This window comes from Xenorhabdus ishibashii (genome assembly GCF_002632755.1).
GTDB lineage: Bacteria > Pseudomonadota > Gammaproteobacteria > Enterobacterales > Enterobacteriaceae > Xenorhabdus > Xenorhabdus ishibashii.
In genome coordinates this window covers 152,492-173,448 of sequence record NZ_NJAK01000001.1, presented here as the reverse complement: position 1 = coordinate 173,448, position 20,957 = coordinate 152,492, and the positions used below count along the sequence as shown (strand labels likewise).

Here is a 20,957-nt window from a genome sequence, read left to right as displayed (position 1 = left end):
TCTTTCAGAGCGGAGTAGGGTTATTGGTTGGTTCACATCCCCATAGACATCACACAGGAATTTGAGCAAGGGGAAGGCTTGAGACCTCAGGTGTTGTGAAGAATGTGAAAACTTTATCTATTGTTTCACGGATGCGTTGGACGTGTTCTTCAGGATAACGATCCGCACGATAAGTTATCACCAGTCGCATTATTCTTTCTCCATCAATGACATCTTCCATGATCTCGAATTGGAGACCAAACATGGATTCTTTTTTATCGGGATCGATTTGTCGGTAACGTATATCGTTACCAGACGGGGTTTTAAGGACACCATTCAGCGCATTATTGGCATGAATCTGAATATAAACGTCGAAGATAAGGCCATCTTCAGGTGTCATCCCCAACGATTGTTGAATAATATCGAGCGGTACATCTGCATACGGCATTGAATTATTGATAGTGTCTCTGGTGTCTTCTATCAGTGCGCTGACGGGTTTCTCTGGATAGAACTGTAACCGATGAGCAACCATGGTGGTAAAATAGCCTACTGTTTCATAGGTATCGGGATCAGTACGACCCGATGCAGAGGTACCGATCACGATATCCTTCAGCTTGCCAAGCTTGTGCAGCGAAAGCGCAATTGCAGCGTAAACGACACTGAACAGGGATGCATTATTTTGCCGAGCGAAGGAATAAAGACGATGAGTGATTTCAGGCTTAGGTTTGTACTCGATCCAACCGGCTTCTGACGAACTTTCATGTGCTGCGATAGTCTTCCGGTTGTCAGATAGGGAGAGTTCCAATCCGCGTGTTGCATCACGCAACATGTTAGTCCAGTAATCGAGATGCTTTTGATTAAAGCCGTCTGCCTGCTGTTGCAGAGCAAACTTATGGAATGACAATGCGGGTTTTTTCCAGACAGGAGCCATACCTACAGAACGCGATAAATAAGCCTGGGCAAGTTCCTCCATCAGGACGTTCAACGACCATTCATCAATAGCCATATGATGAACGAGGAATGACAATATTTGACGTCCGGTTTCTGGATTGCGGATCAGCCGTATTCTGATCGGCAATTCGCGGGAAAGATCGAACTGATAAGCAGCTTCGTCATCAAGATGTACACCTTTGCTTTCGTGACTATGCCAGAACCACTTATCATTGGTCACATCCGACATGGCGACAATCTGCTGACAGGCCTCACCATTTTGAACATGGAATAGGGTGCGCAGGCTGGGATGACGCTCGATAAGATCAGAAAAAGCCTGCTCAAGGAGCACTTCGTCAACCTCATCAAGAAAATCCAGCGCGAATGGCAGGTTGAAGATGGTGCCAAATTCATAAGCGTTATAGGCATTCCAAAGAGAAGTTTGTGCAAGCGCCAAGGGAGTCGTCAAACGCTCGTTTTGCGTCTGTACCGAAAGCTCCGTTCCTTTACTCTGATTTGTCATCACTGCGCGCGATGCCAAGGCAGAAGCTGAAGGGTGGCTGAAAAAATCACCGAAGTGCACTTCCAGCCCGTGCGTGCCAAGCAGTTTACCGATAATACGCGTTGCCAGCAGAGAATGACCGCCACAGTCGAAAAAATCATCATCCAGCGTCATATCTGTAACGGCTAAAGCTTCACGGAACTCTGACAATATGATTGCTGCTATTTCATCAGTGCCGGTGGAGATTTCCTTGTCGGGAATGTTGTGAGCAGAATGTACAGCAGTGCCAGACACAGAATTCGCGACTAAACCCGTAATGGCATCTTCACCACTTTTAAGAAATGATACAAAACGATTTAGCAGGAACTCGCCAGTATGACCAGAAATCGCCTGACCGGTTGTTAATATAAGGCTAATTTCTTCTGCATCTTCACACTCTGTCGCCAGTTCAAAATCGGGGCGCATTTCATAGGTTGGTAACAGGATAGGCTGACTTAATAAGCGCTGTTGTTCAACTAGGCCGTTCGGACGAGATAGCAATCGAACATATATCCAAGACTCATCGTTCCCTGTTACGGGAGCACCGGAGAGAAAATCGTCTTCGTCTGATTGCGCCTGAAGCCTATCCATGACGGATTTGATGATCTGTGTTTCCGCCATGCCACACTCGATAATAATGCGGCGGAAACCGTCCGACTGTAACAGACAAAGTGCAATTTTTTCTTGGCCGCTGAGCAAGCCAATGAACTGGGCGAATCTGGCTGAAATTATGGCTGATACATAGTGAGGTTGTCTGTCGCGAGGAAGGGATGTTTTCAGTTCATTAATTTTAAACCCTGTTTTCCAACGCAATGCGAGCCGGTCTTTATTCAGGTCGGCTGTTACACCAAAAGAAGAGTGAATGATGGTGTTCTCACTATTGCAACGGCGTAGCCAAGGTACGAGAGAAGTCGCCTTTCCGTCGAAAGGTAGTAAGGAAACGCGTTTTAGGGATGGGGACTCAACCCTGTGACCGGCATAAACGCGGAGCAGTATTTCAAGTATCTCGTTTTCATCACAGGTTTGTGCCAATATCTCATGCAAAATAAGAGATAAAAAAACTTCATTATTTTTTTGTATTATCAATATCTTAAATGGTGGGTGTCGCTCAGGAATCCAAGCAGATGCTTGCACAGCTAGCATCTGCTTAATCATGTCTGTATGTGAGCTGGCATGGAAAAATTCAAGACATGCCTGCCAGCCTGAGACTCTGGTTTTATGCAACTCACCATCATCATTTAATTCATAGCGTGCATTCAAATCCGGTACGACTTTAATAATTGACTGAATAGCATATACCATCATTGAAATATTAATATTGTCATAAAGCCGCCAGGCTGAGAGTTGCTTGAGAATTCGGCCAGGATTCTGTTGCTGCAATAGCCAGATATGTTCTTCATAACGGGATACGGATATATGTGATAAATTTCCTGAATCAATATTCAACATGTATTTTCTCGTTTTATCAAACTGAACAGTCGTTTTTTACAATGCATTAATACGAGCCAATATCCATTAAATGCCACATAGAAATAGGAGGACTCATGTTGCCCGCAGGATGTGCGTTGCAGTGGCTACCGTATTTGAAGCGAATTGACAAATATACAATTGACAAATGTGAAGGTTAACATAATATTGGCAGCCTGTGAACATTAATGATAATGATAATGATAATGAGAATTATATCCATGAAGGCGGTCGCACCTATTGGTGTAAAGATGGGGAATCTGCTTTTTTCACACAAAAAAGTGTTACTTAGTAGTGCGATTTTGTTTTCCTTATCATCCTTGGGGAATCAAGCTACCGCTTTGACCCAGGTAGAGAAAAACAAAACGGGAAGTGATGACGCCGATGTCATCACGGTAACGGGTGAAAAAACAGAAAGATCTCTACAGAGAACATCAAGTTCAGTGACGGTTATCTCCGGACAGGAGTTACAGAGTAAGCCTGAGGTGACAACCATCGCTGATATTTTACAGGGTACACCCAATGTTCTTTACACTAGCAGTACAGGTGCGCCAAGTATTCGCGGTATTGAGACCAACGGGCCTCTCGTAGGAGGGAATACCTTTCTTTCCAAACCTATACCTCGAGCGACCATTAGTGTTGATGGACGTTATATCAGCTCCGCAGAATTTAGTTTGGGGAGAGGGCCTGTTTGGGACGTGAATTCAGTAGAAGTATTCCGTGGTCCACAAACAACGACACAGGGGGCAAATAGCATTGCCGGTGCGGTGATTGTCAAGACTAACGATCCCACCTTTACCCCCGAATTCGATGGGCAGATTTTGTACGGAAGCCGCCAAAATAAACGAGCCTCCTTTACTGTCAATGGCCCACTGACAGAAGATCTCGCAGTACGCCTCGCCATGGATTACAGCAGCAGAAATACGTTCATTAAATATACCAACCCTGGTTTCTATGATTATGATATGAACAAAGATTTCGAGAATCTGGATATCCGCGTTAAGGCACTTTGGCAACCGCTGGATAGCCCTTGGTTGGCCAAACTGACCTATTCCCATATGGCCGCAAAAAATCCTGACAGTGAGTCGGCGTCATTGCCCTACCGTGATTTGAAAAACTCGACTCAAAGCACTAACAGAGCCAAGACCAACAGTGATGTCGGTATCTTAGATCTTCAATATACGTTCGAAAACGATATGGTGCTTTCCAACCAGCTCCAATATTCTACAACGCAGTATCGTTACACCTTCACGAAGGCAATTCCAGGTATTGCAAATCGCGATTCGAACAATGTTTCCAACGAAATACGTTTGAACTTTGGTGATGAATATTCAATCTGGAGTGGAGTGACAGGGCTCTATTATTCGCGTGATAAGGCCACGAATGTGCTTGATAATTCGTTAGGCAAGGCAGACGCCGATCTGACTAATACCAGTGTCGGTCTTTTCTCAGAGACGACTAGGCGTTTTGCAGAAAAATGGGCTCTGACTGGCGGCTTGCGTTACCAATATGACCAGGTCAAGCATGAAGGGGTCACCAGCTATGTGCCTGGCGTCTATCATGAATATAGCAAAGGGTTCCATGCTATTCTGCCGAAAGTTTCTCTCGCCTATGACGTTACTAACGATATAACCGTCGGTACTCTGATAAGCAAAGGCTATGCGCCGGGTGGTACAGGTGTGAATTTCTCTGGGCATTCCTATTACACCTTCGCTCCAGAGAGGGCTTGGAATTACGAGTTGTTTGCGCGTGGTAGCGCGCTCAATAATCGATTGCTGGTATCCGGTAATATCTTTTATACAGATTATAAGGGGTTCCAGAGTTCTGTAGAAGATTACAGGGAAGACAAACCTAACGGTTCTATCCTTGTCAACGCCGATAAGGCGGTAACCTATGGACTTGAACTGGAGGCCGATTATCGTGCGCTGGACAATCTTCGCCTACGCGGTGGGCTTGGGCTGCTTCATACCGAAATCAAAAAATTCGCCGATTATCGAGGCAACTTGTTTGAAGGAAAAAAATTCGCTAAAGCGCCTGGCTACATGTTTAATGTCGGTGCTGATTGGAACATCATCGAAAAAGTTCGTTTGAGTGGCGATCTTCGTTACGTAGATCGTTACTTTTCAAATGACCAGAACGATCCCGAGTTGCGAGTCAGTTCCTATTTAGTGTCCAATCTCCGTTTATCATATCATCCGACCAACTATCTGGAACTCTTTGTTTATGGAAATAACATCTTTGACAAACGTGTGCCGACACAGAAATACCAAGATCGTACGGCTGGGATCTCAGGATATATGCTGGAACCGCGTGAAGTGGGCATCGGTATGAAAGTACGCTTCTAAGAATCAGCATTAACTGCACCGAAGTATAGGTGGCAGGAGCAGGGGGGGGGGGGGAGCTAACCAGTCGCTCCCCTTTTCTCTATCTCAAATCATGCGCAGCACTTATTGTCTGAATTCACAACCTGAAAATTTTTATTAAGAATTTATTGGCCTGCATGCGCGACTATATAGGGTTCTATTAATAGCAGCTTGGTTAATTCCTTGGATGAAGGTTTACTTTCTTCTCCTTTAGGCACCACAAAAAACTCACCTTGCTTTATTATTACGTGATCATTTTTAAAATCTATACGAAGTTCACCTTCAATAACCATAAATACCTTGTCTTCATCCTCATGTGTGTGCCACATAAAATCACCCTCGGCGAGCAATATGATTATCTTATATTCGTTTGTTTGGGCTATCACCTTTGGTGACCAGATTTCCTCTATTAAATCAAATTCTTTTTTTAAATTATTGACTTTTCTCAATGCGGTAATATGGCTCATGTTATATCTCTTTCCTTTAACTAGTTTTTGGTTTAAATTTTTAATACTTACCCATTCCATAGAATTATAGTTTTTCCATTTTTATAGTGTCATACAGGTAAACAGATTTAAATATTCGGTTTATCAGGCACCGAGCGTAGCGCCCCCATCAATGACAATATCCTGCAACGTTATGTGGCTTGCTTGGTCGGAGGCCAAAAATAAAATGACGTTGGCTATTTCTTCTGGCTGTGCGATTTTCCCGAGTGGAATGCCGAGTTTAAATTGTTCGGTAAGGCCGTTAATCAGACGTTGATGTGCCATATCATCGTTGAGCATTCCCTCCAACATTGGAGTCAGTGTAGAACCGGGCGAAACAATGTTACATCGTACCCCAAAAGGTGCCAGTTCCAGCCCCACACTCAGACACAGGCTACGCATCGCAGCCTTAGAAGCGCAGTAAACTGCCATATTAACGCGCGGCACGTGGGCTGCGTTGGAGGCTATCGAAACGATATTGCCGCTGCGTTGACGCTGGAAATGTGGAATGAGGATTTTAAACAGATTGAATGCAGCACCCGCATTAACGTTGATTGAACTTTCCCAGTCTTCACGGCTTAACGTTTCTGCAGAGCCAAGGCGCAGAATTCCCGCACCGTTAACCAGCACGTCCAGCCCATTTGCCTTCAGCAATGGAGGGCAAATTTTTTGCACCGCATTGGCATCGCTGACATCCAGAATGAGTGTCTCAAACGGCATTGAATTAGGAAACTTCAGATCGAATCCAAAAACTCTGGCTCCTGCCTCGTGAAAATGGAGAGCTGTTCGGGAGCCGATACCGTTCCCTGCTCCCGTCACCCAGACGGTTTTTCCCTTGAAATCGTTCATTTCTCTTCCAGATCGCCGTTCAGCAGTGAGAGCCAATTTCGCAACGTTGGTTGTTTCATCAGCGTGATAAAATCAATTTCGTACCCTTCCAGACGGCACTTTGACACGAAAGACATTGTACGTAGCGAGTCTAAGCCGTAATCAAGCAGGTTTTCGTCATCATCAATGTCGTATGCATCTTCGTCCAATGCGGGTTGCAGTATGGCAAGCAAACGTTCGCGATCCCATCTATTTTCTGCTGCGGGAGGAGTAAGCGCCGACAGCACCATAGAAGTACTCAATACCCGACCGGAACGACCCGCGGTATAGCGAAGCGCCATCATATGCTCTTCCCGGCTGAAGTCTGCCAGCGCATCACTTATCATAAAAGCCTGTATATCACGCATAAAGGCATCAGTGGCAGTAGTTAGGCAGCCGATATGGGCGTACACGCCGCAGATCATAAGCTGATCGCGCTTATGTTCTTGCAAATAGGCTTCCAAGTCAGAGCGCTGAAACGCGCTGTAACGCCACTTCACCAATACAGTGTCCTTCGGTTCGGGGGATAGTGCTGACGCGATTTTTTGTTGTTCAGGATAGCGATTTAAGCCAGGCCCCCACATATCATTCAGTAGTGCTCGATCGACGTCGTTCTGTTGGTTCGGCTGAGCTGTGTAAAACACTGGAATACCGAGCTCATGGCAACGTGTGCGCAGAATAACTATGTTGTCGATAACCTGCTGAATCATCTTGCTCTCCTTTCCCCAGAAGTTGAGGAAATATTCCTGCATATCGTGAATCAGCAGAGCGGCGCGCTGCGGCTCCAATTTCCACTCGACTTTATTTACAGGTAAGGCGGTTTCATCGGGCAGGGTATAGTCCTGAAGTTTAGGAATGCTCATAGCGTATTTTCTCAATTTTCTAAGGCGGCGCTGGCAAGTACACGTAACGCCTGTTTGTTGATTTTTCCTACCGGAGTGAGCGGCAGCTCAGGTAGACTTTCAAAACGATCGGGGATCTTGTAATCGGCTATGCCCTGCTCACGTAGCCAGCGGCGCAGGACGGCTGGTTTCACGGATTCGCGTTCGCGCGTTACTACATAAGCGCAAGTTTTCTCGCCCATGAGACAGTCAGGAATAGCGACCAATGCGGCGTACACCACCGCTGGGTGGCGCAGCAACAGGTGTTCAACCTCTTCAGCGGCAATTTTTTCGCCACCACGATTTATTTGATCCTTCTCACGTCCAACGACTTTCAGATATCCATCGGGAAGCTGAATGACCACGTCGCCAGAACAATAAAACCCGTTACTGTCGAACACCGTCTGGTTATGTTCTGGGTTTCGGTAATAGCCTCGAAAGGTGTATGGACCTCGGGTCATCAGCAATCCAGGCTCTCCATGCGGTACCGGTAGGCCTTCTCGGTTTGCGACCCATACCTCATCATCTTCACTGATTGGACAGCCCTGAGTTGTGAAGGTATGCACATTGTCATCGTCTAATCGGGTGTAGTTCACCAGACCTTCTGCCATACCAAATACCTGTTGGAGCTGGCAGCCAAGCTCTTCTGGAATGCGCCTGGCCAGCGTTTCTCCCAGAGGAGCACCGCCAACCTGCATCACTTTCAGACTGGAGAGTTCGTTGGCGTGACCCCTGATATTGGCATATTCCAGCCAGATGCTGACCGCAGGTGGCACCAGAGCGGCAATATTGATCTGATGACGAGCTATGAGCGGAAAACATCCATCTGGACTTGGATCGGGGGCGAGAATAACCTGACCACCTGCATAAAATACACCCAGCGCACCCGGTGAACTCATAGGATAGTTGTGTGCGGCCGGCAGGGCGCAGAGATATCGGGTTTTACTGCTGATGCCACAGATCGGATTGCTGGCGCGGATACTGTAATAGTAGTCGTTGTGGGTGCGTGGAATCAGCTTAGGGGTGCCAGTGCTACCGCCGGAAAGTTGGAAAAATGCGACCTCATCCGCCGGCGTTGGCGTAGGCGTGAAGTCTTCCGGCTCCTCTGATATCAGGCGTGAAAGCGAACGGTTCGAATCTGAATCCTCATGATGAAGCACCACTATACTTAATCCAGGGCACTTGGCTACCAGAAGATCAATAAGCGCATCATCATGAAACTGGCGATGCTGGCGATCGGCAATGAGTATCTCTGGCATAATCTGGTGTGCATACGCAGTTAATTCGCTGCTCTGGTGGCTATAAAGCGCGTTAACCGGCGCGACACCCAAGCGCAGTAAGGCAAAAAAGACGATATAAAATTCAGCCTCGTTGCCAAGCTGCACCAATGCGGTTTGTCCCTGACGCACGCCACGTCGGTGTAGGGAAGCGGCGAGCCGGCTTACTGCTTCATTAAGCTCTCGATAGCTCCAATGCCGCTCCCCGCAGAATAGTGCCACGGCATCGTTCTCGCGGTGAATATCGAGAATCTCGCTCAACGGGCGATCAATCCAATACCCTTTCAGGCGATAACGTTCAGCCAGATCCTGAGGCCAGCGGGTGAATTCAATCATAATGTCTGTTCCTTTTGCGTTGCAAAACCAAGTGCACTCAGCATGGTGTTAAATTTAGTGCGGGTTTCCAGCCATTCATTTTCCGGAACAGAGTCCGGAACGATGCCGGCGCCGGCGAATAGCTCAACTTGATGAGGTCGAATCTTGCCACAGCGGATCGCTACAACCCATTCCCCGTCTCCGCGGGCGTCACACCAGCCGACAATACCGCCAAACCAGCCTCGGTCGAATGGCTCCAGCTCGCCGATAAGATTACGAGATGAGGTATAAGGAGCGCCGCATAATGCGGGAGTAGGATGAAGTAGGCAGGCAAGAGACAGCGCGCTATCGCGATCATTTGCCACTATACCCTGAATTTCAGTAGCGAGATGCCAGAGTGTGGGCGTGCTGAGTAGCGAGGGTTCTGGGATTGTCAGAGACCAGCAGAGATCTGTCAATTGGCGACGAATAGCCTCCGTAACCACCAAATGCTCATGGCGATCTTTTTCGGAGGCCAACAATTTTTCCCTGACATTTCTGTCACTGGCGTCATCGTTGCCTCGCCGTGCTGAGCCGGCAAGAGGACAGGATCGCAGGACATTACCCTCTTTACGTAGCAGTAGTTCAGGGCTAGCACCAATCAGAGTTCCATCTGCCAGCGGTAGGTGAAAATTGTAGCTCTCCGGATTCTGCCTGTTGAGCTGCAGCCATAGGTTCAGAGCGCTAAGCGGGGGAATGCTTTCAATCTGCAACAGGCGCGACAACACGACTTTATTTAGTGTACCAATGCGCAGCGGATTCAGGGCACTTTTCACCATGGCGCAAAACGCATCGTGATCAGGAATGCAGTGAGCTTGGCCCTCCACCTGCACCGGAGAATCGGAGAGATGAAAGGCATGGCGATCAATCCAATAGCAGGTCTGTGGAATAAACAGCGAACAGGGTTGGCGTTTATCAAACGGAATAGCCCCCACGACAATGGGATTTTCTACTCCGGCCTGCTGAGCCTGACGAAACAACTGTTGCACCTTCTGTTGGAACTCACCTTTGACGTGATGTCCGGATGCGGCTGGATGTGTCAAGGTGGCAAAGCATCCCCGGGCGAGCAGGCTTTTGTGGGGCGACAGAAAGATAAAGTCATCCTCTTGCAACGTTAGTGAAAGAAGGTCGTTGGCGATACCAGACAAAATCAGGTTCCTCTTATTGGTGTAGGGGCCAGCTTTTTCCCCCTCCCTGAGGGGAGAAAATACCAACGGCAACGTGAGAATGAGCCGCCGGTGGTGCTGGATACCAGATATTATTAGCTATAGTTGACTGTGGAGAACATGCTGCAGCCGTAGCTGTAGAAACACGCTTCTTTTCCGCAGCAGGAGGCGACATGGTGAGGTTGTTGACGTTAAACTGCACAGATGTGTCTTTCAGGTTGGAAGCATTTTCTCTTAGATCATTATGTGACATGTAGCAAAAGCGACGGATGACGACTTCATCGTTGCGGTTAGATGAACCTAGATAATTGGTGAAGGCATTTTTGGTGTAATTTAGTACGTTGGGTACGAAAGTTGTTCTTTGGCGAACCATCTGGTCACGAGTAAGCACGGTGATTGTCTGCCGTGTTTTGAGAAGTAGAATCGTCGTTTTGATGCCTGATACGCGACTTTTCGCTACAATCCTTTTCATTGGTAGCGTTACGCTTTTCAGCTCCGCGGCTGCATCCCTCATGATCTCTTCCCCATCGCTAGCTGCATATGCCCCATCAGATAACGTGGGTGTTGAAAACAGTGCCGACTGAAACCCAAACCCTGAGTGTCTGGTGATGATTTTCACCACCACAAGTTTTTTTCTTCTTATCTTAAACATAATCAAACACCGTCTGATTTGCCTTATAAAAATATTTAGTAACAATTAATTAATTTTTGCTGCTTACAGGCGGCGTCAGAAACTCAATTTGACAAAACGTTCATCAGAATGGGGTATGAGCTCCTGAAAAGGAAAACGCCATTACAATATTTTAAATAGAAATGATTATCAATGTAATTTGCATTATTGATCAATGGCTTTTTCTTGTAAAAATTTCTATCAATATGGCAATGGAAAGAAGTCATGCAACAATTGCATGGGTACCAGACTTAGAAGATCTAATATCTTAGAGTTGGAATGGGCACAGGTTGATTTGGTAAGAAGAGTGGCTTGGGTAAATCCAGACCAATCTAAAAACTATCGGGCTATTGGAGTTTCGCTCAATGACACTGCTTATCAGGTTATTCGGAAACAGATAGGCAGGCATACAAAGTATGTTTTTGTCAGAGAGCGAAAGTTGAAGGGGGTTATTGATATGGTGCCAATGAGGGTTGATGCCAATAAGTCATTCAAGTCTGCCATGAAACGGGCGGGAATAGAAGGATTCCGATTCCATGATCTGCGCCACACGTGGGCTAGTTGGCTGATTCAATCCAGTGTCCCATTATCAGCACTGCAAGAAATGGGGGGATGGGAGAGCATAGAAATGGTTAAACGATATGCTCATTTATCCCCAGTGCATTTGCAAGAACACGCGAAAAATATTGACAGTATTTTATGCGCGCATGACACGAATATGGCACTCAAGAAAGCTACTGGAAATAATTAACACTATAACCTATTGATTTAATTGGTGGGTCGTGGGAGGTTCGAACTCCCGACCAATTGATTAAGAGTCAACTGCTCTACCGACTGAGCTAACGACCCGACACGTTTAATTATTCTCCAGTATCAACCGAGCGTCAATGGACTATATTCATTTTTTATTAATCGAATAAAATACGCACAATAAACTCTTGGCTAATTGGTCGAATTGCAATCACTCTGTTTTTCATGTGAAATCCTTCTGTTAATACCGCGGTTGTCTATGTCACAATATTCTATTAAACACAGCTTGAGGGTATTAAGGCCATGCTGTGAGAATAAATTGGATACAACTATGGAAGAAAAAAAACGACCCACTCACACTACTGAAACTGAAAGTTCGCACTTGCAGCGCAGTCTCACCAACCGACATATACAACTCATCGCAATTGGTGGTGCCATTGGTACTGGCTTATTTATGGGATCAGGTAAAACTATCTCTCTTGCGGGGCCGTCGATCATTTTTGTTTATATGATCATAGGCTTTATGCTGTTTTTCGTTATGCGGGCAATGGGAGAGTTATTGCTTTCTAATTTGCACTATAAGTCGTTTAGCGATTTCTCCGCTGATTTATTAGGGCCGTGGGCCGGTTTTTTTGTGGGCTGGACTTATTGGTTCTGTTGGGTAATTACTGGCATAGCGGATATTGTTGCTATTACTGCTTATGTTGGATATTGGATACCTGGTTTTCCAGAGTGGGGAACTTCGCTTTTGTGTGTTTTGGTATTGTTAACTCTTAATCTCGCGACAGTTAAGCTGTTTGGTGAATTGGAGTTTTGGTTTGCCATGATCAAAATTATTGCCATCATTGCCTTGATTGTAACAGGAGGCATTTTGATTGGTATCAACTTTAAATCACCCGCAGGGCATGTCGCAGCACTTGCTAATGTCTGGAATGATGGTGGCATGTTCCCTATGGGGTTAAGTGGTTTTTTTGCTGGATTCCAGATAGCGATATTTGCTTTTGTTGGCATTGAGCTGGTGGGAACTGCCGCAGCAGAAACTAAAAACCCGATGAAATCTTTACCAAAGGCGATTAATGCTATTCCAATCCGCATTATTACATTTTATGTGTTGGCTCTGATTGTCATTATGTCAGTCACGCCGTGGCGTGCTGTCAGTGCGGATAAAAGTCCTTTCGTGGAATTGTTTATCTTAATCGGATTGCCTGCCGCCGCCAGCGTTGTTAATTTTGTAGTTCTGACATCTGCGGCATCTTCGGCAAATAGTGGGGTTTTCTCTACTAGCCGGATGTTGTTCGGTCTGGCGAAAGAAGGAGACGCACCAAAGCAGTTTAGCCGTCTTTCCCGTCGTTCAGTCCCCGCATCAGGATTGATCTTTACTTGCCTGTGCCTCTCTTTTGGTGTCATTTTGATCTATTTTATTCCCGATGTGATGCGAGTTTTTACTCTAGTGACAACCGTCTCTGCGATCCTGTTTATGTTTATTTGGAGTATGATCTTATGTTCCTATCTGGCTTATAGAAAACATCGCCCAGAACTGCATCAGGCTTCGGTGTATAAAATGCCATTTGGTATTGTCATGTCTTGGGTATGCTTGGTTTTCTTTGCTTTTGTCTTGGTATTGCTTTCCTTGCAACCAGATACCCGCCAAGCGTTAATAGCCACGCCAATTTGGTTTATTATTTTAATGATCGGATTTCAGATTGTGAAAAAGCGTAAAACCCGCCTTATTTGTTAAGTAAAATAATCCTGTCAATTAATTTTGATATGGCCCAAATATTGGGCCATTTTTTATCTTAAGCAGGCGTGATCGTACCTTGATGAAATCTAAGTTGCCATTTATCGGTTGAAGATAATTGCCAAATTGATGAACGAAGTGCCTGATTGAATGGGTTGCCAGTTCGATCAAGTTCATAAGACTGATAAGTCAGTAATACAATATTTTTATCAAGACAATTCATAAAAAAATCTTTTGAGAAAAGTTGAAAAGTAGTTTTTGTTTCTGTAATTAATGCATTAATCACCTCTTTTTTAGTATAAACATAACCTGATTTACTAATTTCCAGAAAATCATCGTGTAATATCATATTCAGCCAATCGGTATTATTTCTTTTTTTACTGTGAAGACTCACTTCAAGATTTTTGAGTAATTCAAAAATGGCTACATTTTCCTGATCCATATGTGCTCCAAAGAAAATAAGGTGGTATAAAATAACATCAATAGTAGGTTGGATTACTAATTTAAATGAATGTTAACACACTATTTACATTTGTTTTTTTATCAGGTAGTAATAAAGAGAACAAGCTGAAAAGAGGCTGTGTATGGAAATTATAATAAGGGCAACTGAGCCAGAAGATGCTGAGCATTATCAACGAATCTTTAGTCACCCTGATGTTTACTCCAATACGTTACAACGACCATGTCCTTCGCATGAAATGTGGCGTGAACGTTTAAAATTAAATAAAACACAAGGGCATATTGATTTTGTGGCCGAAGTAAATGGCAAGGTCGTGGGTACAATAGCGTTATTTACCTATGCCAATCCGAGACGTAGACATGCCGTGGGAATTGGTATTGGTGTTGATGCGGCTTATTTTGGTAAGGGTGTTGGTTCAAAGTTGATGGCTTTTACCATTGACTATGTATTCAATTGGTTAGGCTGCATCAGAATTGAACTGGAAGTTTTTACTGATAATGAAAAAGCAATTGCTCTGTATAAAAAGTTTGGTTTTGAAGCTGAAGGCATACGGCGTATGCAGTCATTTAGAGATGGTCAATATTGTGATGTGATGGGAATGGCATTAATTAATAGTCGATTTGTATAATGTTTTTAGGGATTATGGTAGCAAATAATAAACTGGTTCTTGGCAAAAGGGATTTTGCAGAAAATTTGAAATATGAAGACGGAGAATCACTTCTCCGTCCTATATAATCATTAATATAATAATGCGAAGAACATATACTCTTTTAAATAGGCCACATGGCTGTTCCAACGGGAACAACAGCCTTTTCTTGCATAATTTCAACCGCCTCTTCAAAAGTTTCTTCTTCAAACCATTCGTTTAATTCGATAGTGATATTTTCCATATTAACCTCAGTTTTACTAAGTTTATGATGATTGGACTATAATGAAGAATAATTTATCTATGATATATTGCAGGTAACAATGTTATATGATAATGAAGGAACATGGATTGTAAATAAATATGTTGTACAAAAAATAAAAAATTATTTCATCTGGTGTAATGGCACGATTTTATTAAAAATTTATAAAGGTTTTACTGTTTAGTCTATTTTTGGCTTTTAAAATAACTGTATTATTGTTTTTATTGATTGTTATATATTATAATTGAACTTTATGAAGTTATTGTCAATCTAAATATTAAATAATTTATTATTAAAAAAATTTTTCTTATCAAAGAATAGTTTTCCTCCTTGAAAAATAAGATCTAAATGGTGGCTACCCATTGCACCACCACCTAATCCAAGATGCAAGCCAGGATGCCGCTCTTCAAAACCAGCGTTTAAGCCGTACAACCTTTTAACACCATAGTTTGTCCCAATACCAAATTCTTCAATTACACTATTGCTTGGATTTGCGGATAAATATTTGTCAAAATCTTGGGAGAAAATAGGGTCATGGCATGTAAAGTCAATGACTTGGCTATTTTTTACTTTTATTTTGAAAAAATCTTTTACGACACCATATTTAATAGCAAAAGGGATAGTACTGAGAAAAGTACCACTAAAAGTGATACATCCTTCTAGATTGTGCAGTTTTGTTGCTATTTCACCAGGAGTGATATCATAACTATCTTTACCATCAATTGATGTCCATGATTGGTTTTCGCTAATTGTTGCGGTAAGAATGCAATCATTCCCTTGTTCAAAGATAATTTGTTTACTTGCCATAGCAAGATTTATGAGGGATTGGTTTCTATTACTTATTATTTCTATTTGCTCAGAGAAAGCTTCATAAAAATGTTCACCATAATCCTTAAAGATAATTGATTTTCTCCAATTTTCTTGCATGACTTGCCTTATGGGAGACAAAAACTGAGGCCCAGATGGTGTAAAAGGCTTTAATGTTGATGAAAGATAAAAAAACATGAAAATATCACATTTTTTAATTTGTTCAATTAAAATTGATGAGGGGGTAGAATCGAGAGGCAGTAAGTAAGTTTCCAATAAAGGGAATTCTGTCGCGGCACTTGAAATATTTTCAATAATATTCTTATGTTGCTCATCCCATCCAATTAATAAGTTAATGATCTCTCCATTTTCTTTCTTTTTATTGACTGAAGGATGATGAAACAAGTTAGAAAACATGTTTCTTATACTTTTGTTTTTTTCATCAATGATTAACATAATAACCTCATGATTAAAAATGAGAAAGTGTTCCCCTATTTTTTCTATATATGAAAATAGTGGTATATTAGTAATAATAAAGAATATATATCAATTTTAGAAAAATCACTTGGATGCCCTGATGATGGAATTAGCGTCTTACTGCATTATGTTTCAATAAATTGTTAAAACGTTTATTTTTTAAGAAATTGGTTTAATGAGGTAGTGATACCTTTCATATTAATCTTGAATTTACCTAATTCTATAACTATTAGGCTATGTTGTAATTCACAATATCATAACCATATCATAACGTGAATAAATGGATTGTAAATAATATGTATGTAAAATCGGATAGGAAATTATTTTATCCGATTTTATCTGTGTGATCGTCCCGACAGTTTATCCTAATTTTGAAAAACCACATCTGCCAAAAAATCTGCCACTTTTCGTATCCTGGGAGAGTGAGCCAAATCAGATTGAATAACAAGCCAGATGGGTCTATCTATACCTAAATCGGGCAAAATACAAATAAGCCCTGCGTCATTGGCCGCAATATGGGGCAACACGGCTAATCCCAAACCCGCATTTGCTGCCGCAATTTGAGAACAAATCGAAGTTGTTGCGACAGAAAGTGAACGCCCTTGTAAGGCTTGTCTAAGCCAGTTAACGGAAGGAAGTTGCGAATATTCACTTGCCCAGCCAATAAAATTGGCGTCGTTGTATTCACCTCTAAATATACCAGGGGGGCAAGTAGCTAAGTAGGTTTTACTTCCATAAAGGCCAAATCCCAGAGTTCCAAGTTGCCGGACATTAACATGACCTTTCTCAGGTCTGATGATACGAAGTGCTAAGTCAGCATCACGGCGGTGAAGGTTTACAGGGTAGTTATCTGTTGTGATTTCTAATGTCAGATTTGGATAGTTTTTTTGTAAGGCCGGCAAGTTTGACATAATTAAATGATTGGATAATGTTTCGAGTGTGGCAAGACGTACATTTCCCGCAATAGTTGCCCGCAGATCGGTTTCAAACAAAAATGAATTTGCGGCTATTTCCATGGCTTTGGCTTTTTCCAATAGTTCTGCGCCATATTCTGTTAGTTGATAACCTGTTTGGTGCCGTAAAAATAAGGGCATGCCAAAGGTATTTTCCAAACGTTCGATTTTTCTCGATACCGTTGCTACACCAATACCAAGAAGCTCGGCCGCTTTACTAATCGTACTTGTTCGTGCGACTGCCAAGAATATTCGAATATCATCCCAAATAAGTGATTGCACAATTTGTTTTCCGTTTATGAAAATTTGATTACCAATATCGTCTAAATATTTCAATTTTAAAAGATGTCACAATGATTACTTTGATTGAGATAAATTAAAAATTAGGATTATGAATATGAGAACAACTCCACAGTTAGCGATTGTACTGACGTTAATTGCAACATTCTTTTGGGGATCAAATTTTCAGGTAACGAAATTTGCACTTACGAGTTTGCCACCGTGGACAGCTTCTGTTGAGCGTTTTTTCTATGCCGTTATCTGTATTTTTATTTTTTTGGCATGGAAAGAGGGAATTCATAGTAAAGTCTTGAAACAAAACTGGCGGGCATTTATTGTTCTTGGGGCAATTGGTGTAGCAGGATTTAATGGGGCATTTTTTGTCGGCCTGCAAAGTTCCAATCCGGTTACTGCTGCTTTGATTGTGGCAACGACGCCTATCTCTACCAATATTCTGGAATCTATTGTAAATCGTCGGTTACCTGGATTGATGCGAGTTGTTGGTATGGTGATCAGTTTGTTGGGAGTTGCTTTGGTTATTACCAATGGTGAATTGATTTTGGACGGTGTTAATCAGGTAGTAACCGGCGATATAATCATTTTTATGGGAAGTCTTGGTTGGTCAATCTACACAGTGGGAACACGGATATTTATCAAAGATGCGACGCCATTAGCGACTACGAGCTGGACGATGTCTTTTGGTGCGATCATATTAGTGTTTATTGCGATTTTTGTGGAATCACCAATGGCTGCATTATCTTCCGGAACATTTGAAAGCCATTTGGCCTGTTTCTATATAGGTATTGGTGGTTCCACTGTTGCCTATCTTTTTTGGAATATGGGTGTCGCTATTCGTGGGGCAGGGAAAACGGCGGTATTTTTTAACTTTGTTCCCATATTTGCACTCATGATACAGTTAATGATAGGAAATATACCCAGTTTGTCACAAATGATTGGTGTTGTTATCACTATTGTGGGTGTGTTCTTGGGGCAGGGAATATTGAGGGATGTCCGGCTCATGATCATTGATAAAAATAAAAACTAACATACAATCACCAGGGTAACTAATTTATTAGTGGGGATCTGGTATGGAAAAATTTACTGATAAATTAATTAGCTTTGACCGATTTCTTTTACGGATACTGCGCTTTCTTTTGCATGCATTCCTTATTTTTCTGATCGGTATTATTCCTGGTGTACTGGGTTTTTTCTTGATCGAGAGCCATGCTATTCCTGATGCAATACTAAATTCAGTTTCAATGATTGGAACACAAACCTTGCATATTGAACCAGTCAGTACTCTGGGAAAATATTTCGCTGCCATTTATGGGCTATTCCTTCAGGCTATCTTTTTTATCGCTATAGGTATGGTGGTGACACCTTTTGTCCACCGAATACTGCATAGCTGGCACATTGATGATGATGATGATGATGATGATGAAGAAGAGGATAACAAAGATGTGAAAAATAAATAAGTTATTCTTCTGCCATCAAGCTGTAACTTAATGTTTCTAGAACTTATTTGTATGGCTAAAAGTTAGAGAACCATTGTAATGAGCATGGTATTTTTGATGAAATAGAGTAGTAGATTTATTCAATCTCAGATATAAGAGTTTTCACTATAAATTTATTATAGATAGAGAGTGAAATAATGAATAAAGGTCGTTGTTTATGCGGTGCGGTGGGTGTAAAAACCAAACAATACATTGAAGATATTAATGTATGTCATTGTGAAACTTGTCAAAAATGGAGTGGTGGTCCATTTTTATCTGTAGACTGTAAGGATGATTTAAAAATAGAGGGAGCTGAAAATATTTCAACATATCCGTCATCCGAATGGGCAGAACGCGCTTTTTGTAATAGGTGCGGCACACACCTTTTTTACCATTTGCACCACCCAAGTACTTATTATGTTCCAGTTGCATTGTTTGATAATAGTCATTTAGGTAAATTATCTCGCCAAATTTATGTGGATAGCAAGCCTGCGTATTATAACTTTGTTGAAAAAACGCCTATGCTGACTAAAGAGGATATCCTTAACTTATTTAAATAATCGTTGCAATATGGGGGAAAATATCGCCCTCATATTGTTCTGGATTAAAATGGGTTACTATGAATAATATAGGGATATATTTTTAAAAAATATTAAATTAAATCAATTGGCTATATATTCATTTCCTTTCATTGACATGTGACAATTTTCTTTCTGTTTTGCACTAATGTTAGTATACTCCGTTATCTCATCCAAAAGGTTTTGATATCACTCCAGAGAGAAGGCAGGGTGAGATCTCATATATTTAGTAAGGCTATTTAGGTTAAATAAAGACCAGAATATAACTTCTTATAGCTCTTTCTCTCATTAAAACGATAAGATCACGCTATTCCATAAAAATAGCGATCGTAATAATGAGTATTTTTAACTTTATCAGTAAGATCGATGACCCGCGTTCTGATATCAATAAAAAGCATGAGTTAATGGATGTGATTTTTTTGGCTTTTGCAGCCGTGTTATGCGGGGCTTCTGGCTGGAAAGCGATTCAAGAGTTTGGTGAGATACAAATTGAGTGGCTTAAAAAATATACGCGCTTTACTCATGGCATTCCTCGTCGTCACTGTATTGCTAATATTATCAAAATGATAGAGCAGGATGCACTGGTTGAAGCCTTTTATGACTGGATCAACCAGCGCCGGGTCAAGGCAGGGAGAAGCCTTATCGCTATTGACGGAAAAACGATGAGAGGCACTTGCAAAGGCACCCTGTTTGAAGCCCTCCATGTGGTCAGTGCTTATGATGTCGAGTCCGGTGTTGCCCTATATCATCGGGTCGCAGAAAGTAAAGGGAAAGAAGGCCCAGTCGCAAGGCAACTCATTGAATTATTGGCGCTTGATGGGGCTGTAGTCACGATGGATGCCCTGCATTGTCAGAAAGAAACCCTTGAGTTAATTACCCAACGAGGCGGCGATTTTATTGTGGGTGTCAAAGGTAATCAAAAAAGTCTGGCTGAGTTTGTTAAATCCCATTTTGCTGCACATTATGAAAGTCATGAACTTGTTGAATTTACAGAAAAAAGCAGTGGTCATGGACGAGAGGAGTTCCGTCATGTTATGCAAATTAGTGCGACGTTGTCAGAAGAATTTCAGGCAAAATGGCCTTCAATACAATCGGTTATCGAAGTGGTCAGTGAACGAAGTGTGAAAGGCCACCCCCCTCACCGTGATTCACGCTGGTATGTCAGTTCACTCCCTTTAGATGCGGAGCTAGCGGCCACGGCAATAAGAAAGCATTGGTCGGTGGAAAATGAGCTGCACTGGGTTTTGGACGTCACTTTTCGGGAAGATGCAATCTCGCTGAAAGATCCTGATGGGGCGGCACAAATGGCCCTTTTTAATCGAATTGCATTAAATGTGATTAAACAAAATACCAGTATAAAGGACAGTCAGGCCGCTAAACGCCGAAGAGCAATGTGGTCAGCGGAATTCCGTAGTCAGCTTATATTTGATTAAACTTAATACAAAGTGGAATCCCGCCCTGAGAGAGAAGGTTATCCTTTCCAATTTATATTATGAAAATCATAAGGATAAACTCGGTATGTCGATTTTATTTT

Annotated in this window: 17 protein-coding genes, 1 tRNA gene and 1 pseudogene; 8 read left to right on the top strand and 11 right to left on the bottom strand. The window is 42.5% G+C overall.

Annotated features, from left to right (window positions below):
* Positions 1-49: 49 nt before the first annotated feature.
* On the bottom strand, positions 50-2,899 hold the full coding sequence (locus tag Xish_RS00740) for a condensation domain-containing protein (RefSeq protein ID WP_208614789.1): 2,850 nt from the start codon (positions 2,897-2,899) through the stop codon (positions 50-52).
* Between the two features lie 239 nt (positions 2,900-3,138).
* On the opposite strand from Xish_RS00740, the gene Xish_RS00735 reads away from it, so the two are divergent.
* Positions 3,139-5,262 carry a TonB-dependent receptor gene (locus Xish_RS00735; protein ID WP_208614788.1) on the top strand — a complete coding sequence of 708 codons (2,124 nt, stop codon included), beginning with the start codon at positions 3,139-3,141 and terminating at the stop codon, positions 5,260-5,262.
* 143 nt (positions 5,263-5,405) lie between these two features.
* On the opposite strand, the gene Xish_RS00730 is transcribed toward Xish_RS00735, so the two are convergent.
* The 6 genes from Xish_RS00730 to Xish_RS00705 form a co-directional block, all read right to left on the bottom strand.
* Positions 5,406-5,747, bottom strand: coding sequence for a cupin domain-containing protein (locus Xish_RS00730; protein WP_099118614.1), 342 nt, complete (start codon positions 5,745-5,747; stop codon positions 5,406-5,408).
* A 123-nt stretch (positions 5,748-5,870) separates the two neighbouring features.
* Complete coding sequence (dhbA, locus tag Xish_RS00725) at positions 5,871-6,614, bottom strand: 2,3-dihydro-2,3-dihydroxybenzoate dehydrogenase (RefSeq protein WP_099116274.1); 744 nt, start codon at positions 6,612-6,614, stop codon at positions 5,871-5,873.
* Positions 6,611-7,495 carry an isochorismatase family protein gene (locus tag Xish_RS00720; protein ID WP_099116273.1) on the bottom strand — a complete coding sequence of 295 codons (885 nt, stop codon included), beginning with the start codon at positions 7,493-7,495 and terminating at the stop codon, positions 6,611-6,613. The genes dhbA and Xish_RS00720 overlap by 4 nt, the downstream gene beginning before the upstream one ends.
* 11 nt (positions 7,496-7,506) lie before the next feature.
* Positions 7,507-9,129 (bottom strand): (2,3-dihydroxybenzoyl)adenylate synthase, encoded by a 1,623-nt coding sequence (locus Xish_RS00715; RefSeq protein WP_099116272.1) that lies wholly within the window; start codon positions 9,127-9,129, stop codon positions 7,507-7,509.
* Positions 9,123-10,292 (bottom strand): isochorismate synthase, encoded by a 1,170-nt coding sequence (locus tag Xish_RS00710; protein WP_244185862.1) that lies wholly within the window; start codon positions 10,290-10,292, stop codon positions 9,123-9,125. Before Xish_RS00710 ends, Xish_RS00715 begins: the two co-directional genes overlap by 7 nt.
* A gap of 13 nt (positions 10,293-10,305) precedes the next feature.
* Complete coding sequence (locus Xish_RS00705; protein ID WP_099116271.1) at positions 10,306-10,962, bottom strand: hypothetical protein; 657 nt, start codon at positions 10,960-10,962, stop codon at positions 10,306-10,308.
* Positions 10,963-11,218: 256 nt separating this feature from the next.
* Between Xish_RS00705 and Xish_RS00700 the strand changes: the two are divergent.
* Positions 11,219-11,731: pseudogene (locus tag Xish_RS00700) on the top strand (site-specific integrase); the annotation flags it as partial.
* A gap of 22 nt (positions 11,732-11,753) precedes the next feature.
* Here the strand turns inward: Xish_RS00700 and Xish_RS00695 are convergent.
* A tRNA-Lys gene (locus Xish_RS00695) sits at positions 11,754-11,829 on the bottom strand.
* A 232-nt stretch (positions 11,830-12,061) separates the two neighbouring features.
* Here Xish_RS00695 and cycA point away from each other — a divergent pair.
* Entirely contained in the window at positions 12,062-13,468 is a 1,407-nt protein-coding gene (gene cycA / locus Xish_RS00690) for a D-serine/D-alanine/glycine transporter (protein WP_099116269.1), read from the top strand.
* 58 nt (positions 13,469-13,526) lie between these two features.
* Here the strand turns inward: cycA and Xish_RS00685 are convergent, their stop codons facing one another.
* Positions 13,527-13,910, bottom strand: a complete 384-nt coding sequence (locus Xish_RS00685) for a nuclear transport factor 2 family protein (RefSeq protein ID WP_099116268.1) — start codon at positions 13,908-13,910, stop codon at positions 13,527-13,529.
* Between the two features lie 142 nt (positions 13,911-14,052).
* Between Xish_RS00685 and Xish_RS00680 the strand changes: the two genes are divergently transcribed.
* The gene (locus tag Xish_RS00680) at positions 14,053-14,556 is read left to right on the top strand and encodes a GNAT family N-acetyltransferase (RefSeq protein WP_099116267.1); all 504 of its coding nucleotides are present in this window, start codon (positions 14,053-14,055) and stop codon (positions 14,554-14,556) included.
* A 550-nt stretch (positions 14,557-15,106) separates the two neighbouring features.
* On the opposite strand, the gene Xish_RS00675 is transcribed toward Xish_RS00680, so the two are convergent.
* Together Xish_RS00675 and Xish_RS00670 are read right to left on the bottom strand one after the other, a co-directional pair.
* A complete protein-coding gene (locus tag Xish_RS00675; RefSeq protein ID WP_099116266.1) occupies positions 15,107-16,099 on the bottom strand; it encodes a leucyl aminopeptidase in 993 nt (330 codons plus the stop codon).
* A gap of 386 nt (positions 16,100-16,485) precedes the next feature.
* Positions 16,486-17,409: a LysR family transcriptional regulator gene (locus tag Xish_RS00670; RefSeq protein ID WP_099116265.1), complete on the bottom strand. Its 924-nt coding sequence runs from the start codon at positions 17,407-17,409 to the stop codon at positions 16,486-16,488.
* Positions 17,410-17,470: 61 nt separating this feature from the next.
* On the opposite strand from Xish_RS00670, the gene Xish_RS00665 reads away from it, so the two are divergent.
* From Xish_RS00665 to Xish_RS00650, 4 genes are all read left to right on the top strand, one after another.
* Positions 17,471-18,397, top strand: coding sequence for a DMT family transporter (locus Xish_RS00665; protein ID WP_099116264.1), 927 nt, complete (start codon positions 17,471-17,473; stop codon positions 18,395-18,397).
* A gap of 43 nt (positions 18,398-18,440) precedes the next feature.
* Positions 18,441-18,827 carry a hypothetical protein gene (locus Xish_RS00660; protein ID WP_099116263.1) on the top strand — a complete coding sequence of 129 codons (387 nt, stop codon included), beginning with the start codon at positions 18,441-18,443 and terminating at the stop codon, positions 18,825-18,827.
* 176 nt (positions 18,828-19,003) lie between these two features.
* Entirely contained in the window at positions 19,004-19,405 is a 402-nt protein-coding gene (locus tag Xish_RS00655; protein ID WP_099116262.1) for a GFA family protein, read from the top strand.
* Between the two features lie 353 nt (positions 19,406-19,758).
* Positions 19,759-20,856 (top strand): ISAs1 family transposase, encoded by a 1,098-nt coding sequence (locus Xish_RS00650; RefSeq protein ID WP_099116261.1) that lies wholly within the window; start codon positions 19,759-19,761, stop codon positions 20,854-20,856.
* Positions 20,857-20,957: the final 101 nt, after the last annotated feature.

Excerpts from the sequence above, each read along its gene's own strand:
- Xish_RS00705 (WP_099116271.1), bottom strand. The coding sequence starts at position 10,962 with ATGTTTAAGATAAGAAGAAAAAAACTTGTGGTGGTGAAAATCATCACC.
- Xish_RS00685 (WP_099116268.1), bottom strand. The coding sequence starts at position 13,910 with ATGGATCAGGAAAATGTAGCCATTTTTGAATTACTCAAAAATCTTGAA.
- Xish_RS00675 (WP_099116266.1), bottom strand. The coding sequence starts at position 16,099 with ATGTTAATCATTGATGAAAAAAACAAAAGTATAAGAAACATGTTTTCT.
- Xish_RS00735 (WP_208614788.1), top strand. The coding sequence starts at position 3,139 with ATGAAGGCGGTCGCACCTATTGGTGTAAAGATGGGGAATCTGCTTTTT.
- Xish_RS00680 (WP_099116267.1), top strand. The coding sequence starts at position 14,053 with ATGGAAATTATAATAAGGGCAACTGAGCCAGAAGATGCTGAGCATTAT.
- Xish_RS00720 (WP_099116273.1), bottom strand. The coding sequence starts at position 7,495 with ATGAGCATTCCTAAACTTCAGGACTATACCCTGCCCGATGAAACCGCC.
- Xish_RS00730 (WP_099118614.1), bottom strand. The coding sequence starts at position 5,747 with ATGAGCCATATTACCGCATTGAGAAAAGTCAATAATTTAAAAAAAGAA.
- Xish_RS00660 (WP_099116263.1), top strand. The coding sequence starts at position 18,441 with ATGGAAAAATTTACTGATAAATTAATTAGCTTTGACCGATTTCTTTTA.
- Xish_RS00665 (WP_099116264.1), top strand. The coding sequence starts at position 17,471 with ATGAGAACAACTCCACAGTTAGCGATTGTACTGACGTTAATTGCAACA.
- dhbA (WP_099116274.1), bottom strand. The coding sequence starts at position 6,614 with ATGAACGATTTCAAGGGAAAAACCGTCTGGGTGACGGGAGCAGGGAAC.
- Xish_RS00740 (WP_208614789.1), bottom strand. The coding sequence starts at position 2,899 with ATGTTGAATATTGATTCAGGAAATTTATCACATATATCCGTATCCCGT.
- cycA (WP_099116269.1), top strand. The coding sequence starts at position 12,062 with ATGGAAGAAAAAAAACGACCCACTCACACTACTGAAACTGAAAGTTCG.
- Xish_RS00655 (WP_099116262.1), top strand. The coding sequence starts at position 19,004 with ATGAATAAAGGTCGTTGTTTATGCGGTGCGGTGGGTGTAAAAACCAAA.
- Xish_RS00650 (WP_099116261.1), top strand. The coding sequence starts at position 19,759 with ATGAGTATTTTTAACTTTATCAGTAAGATCGATGACCCGCGTTCTGAT.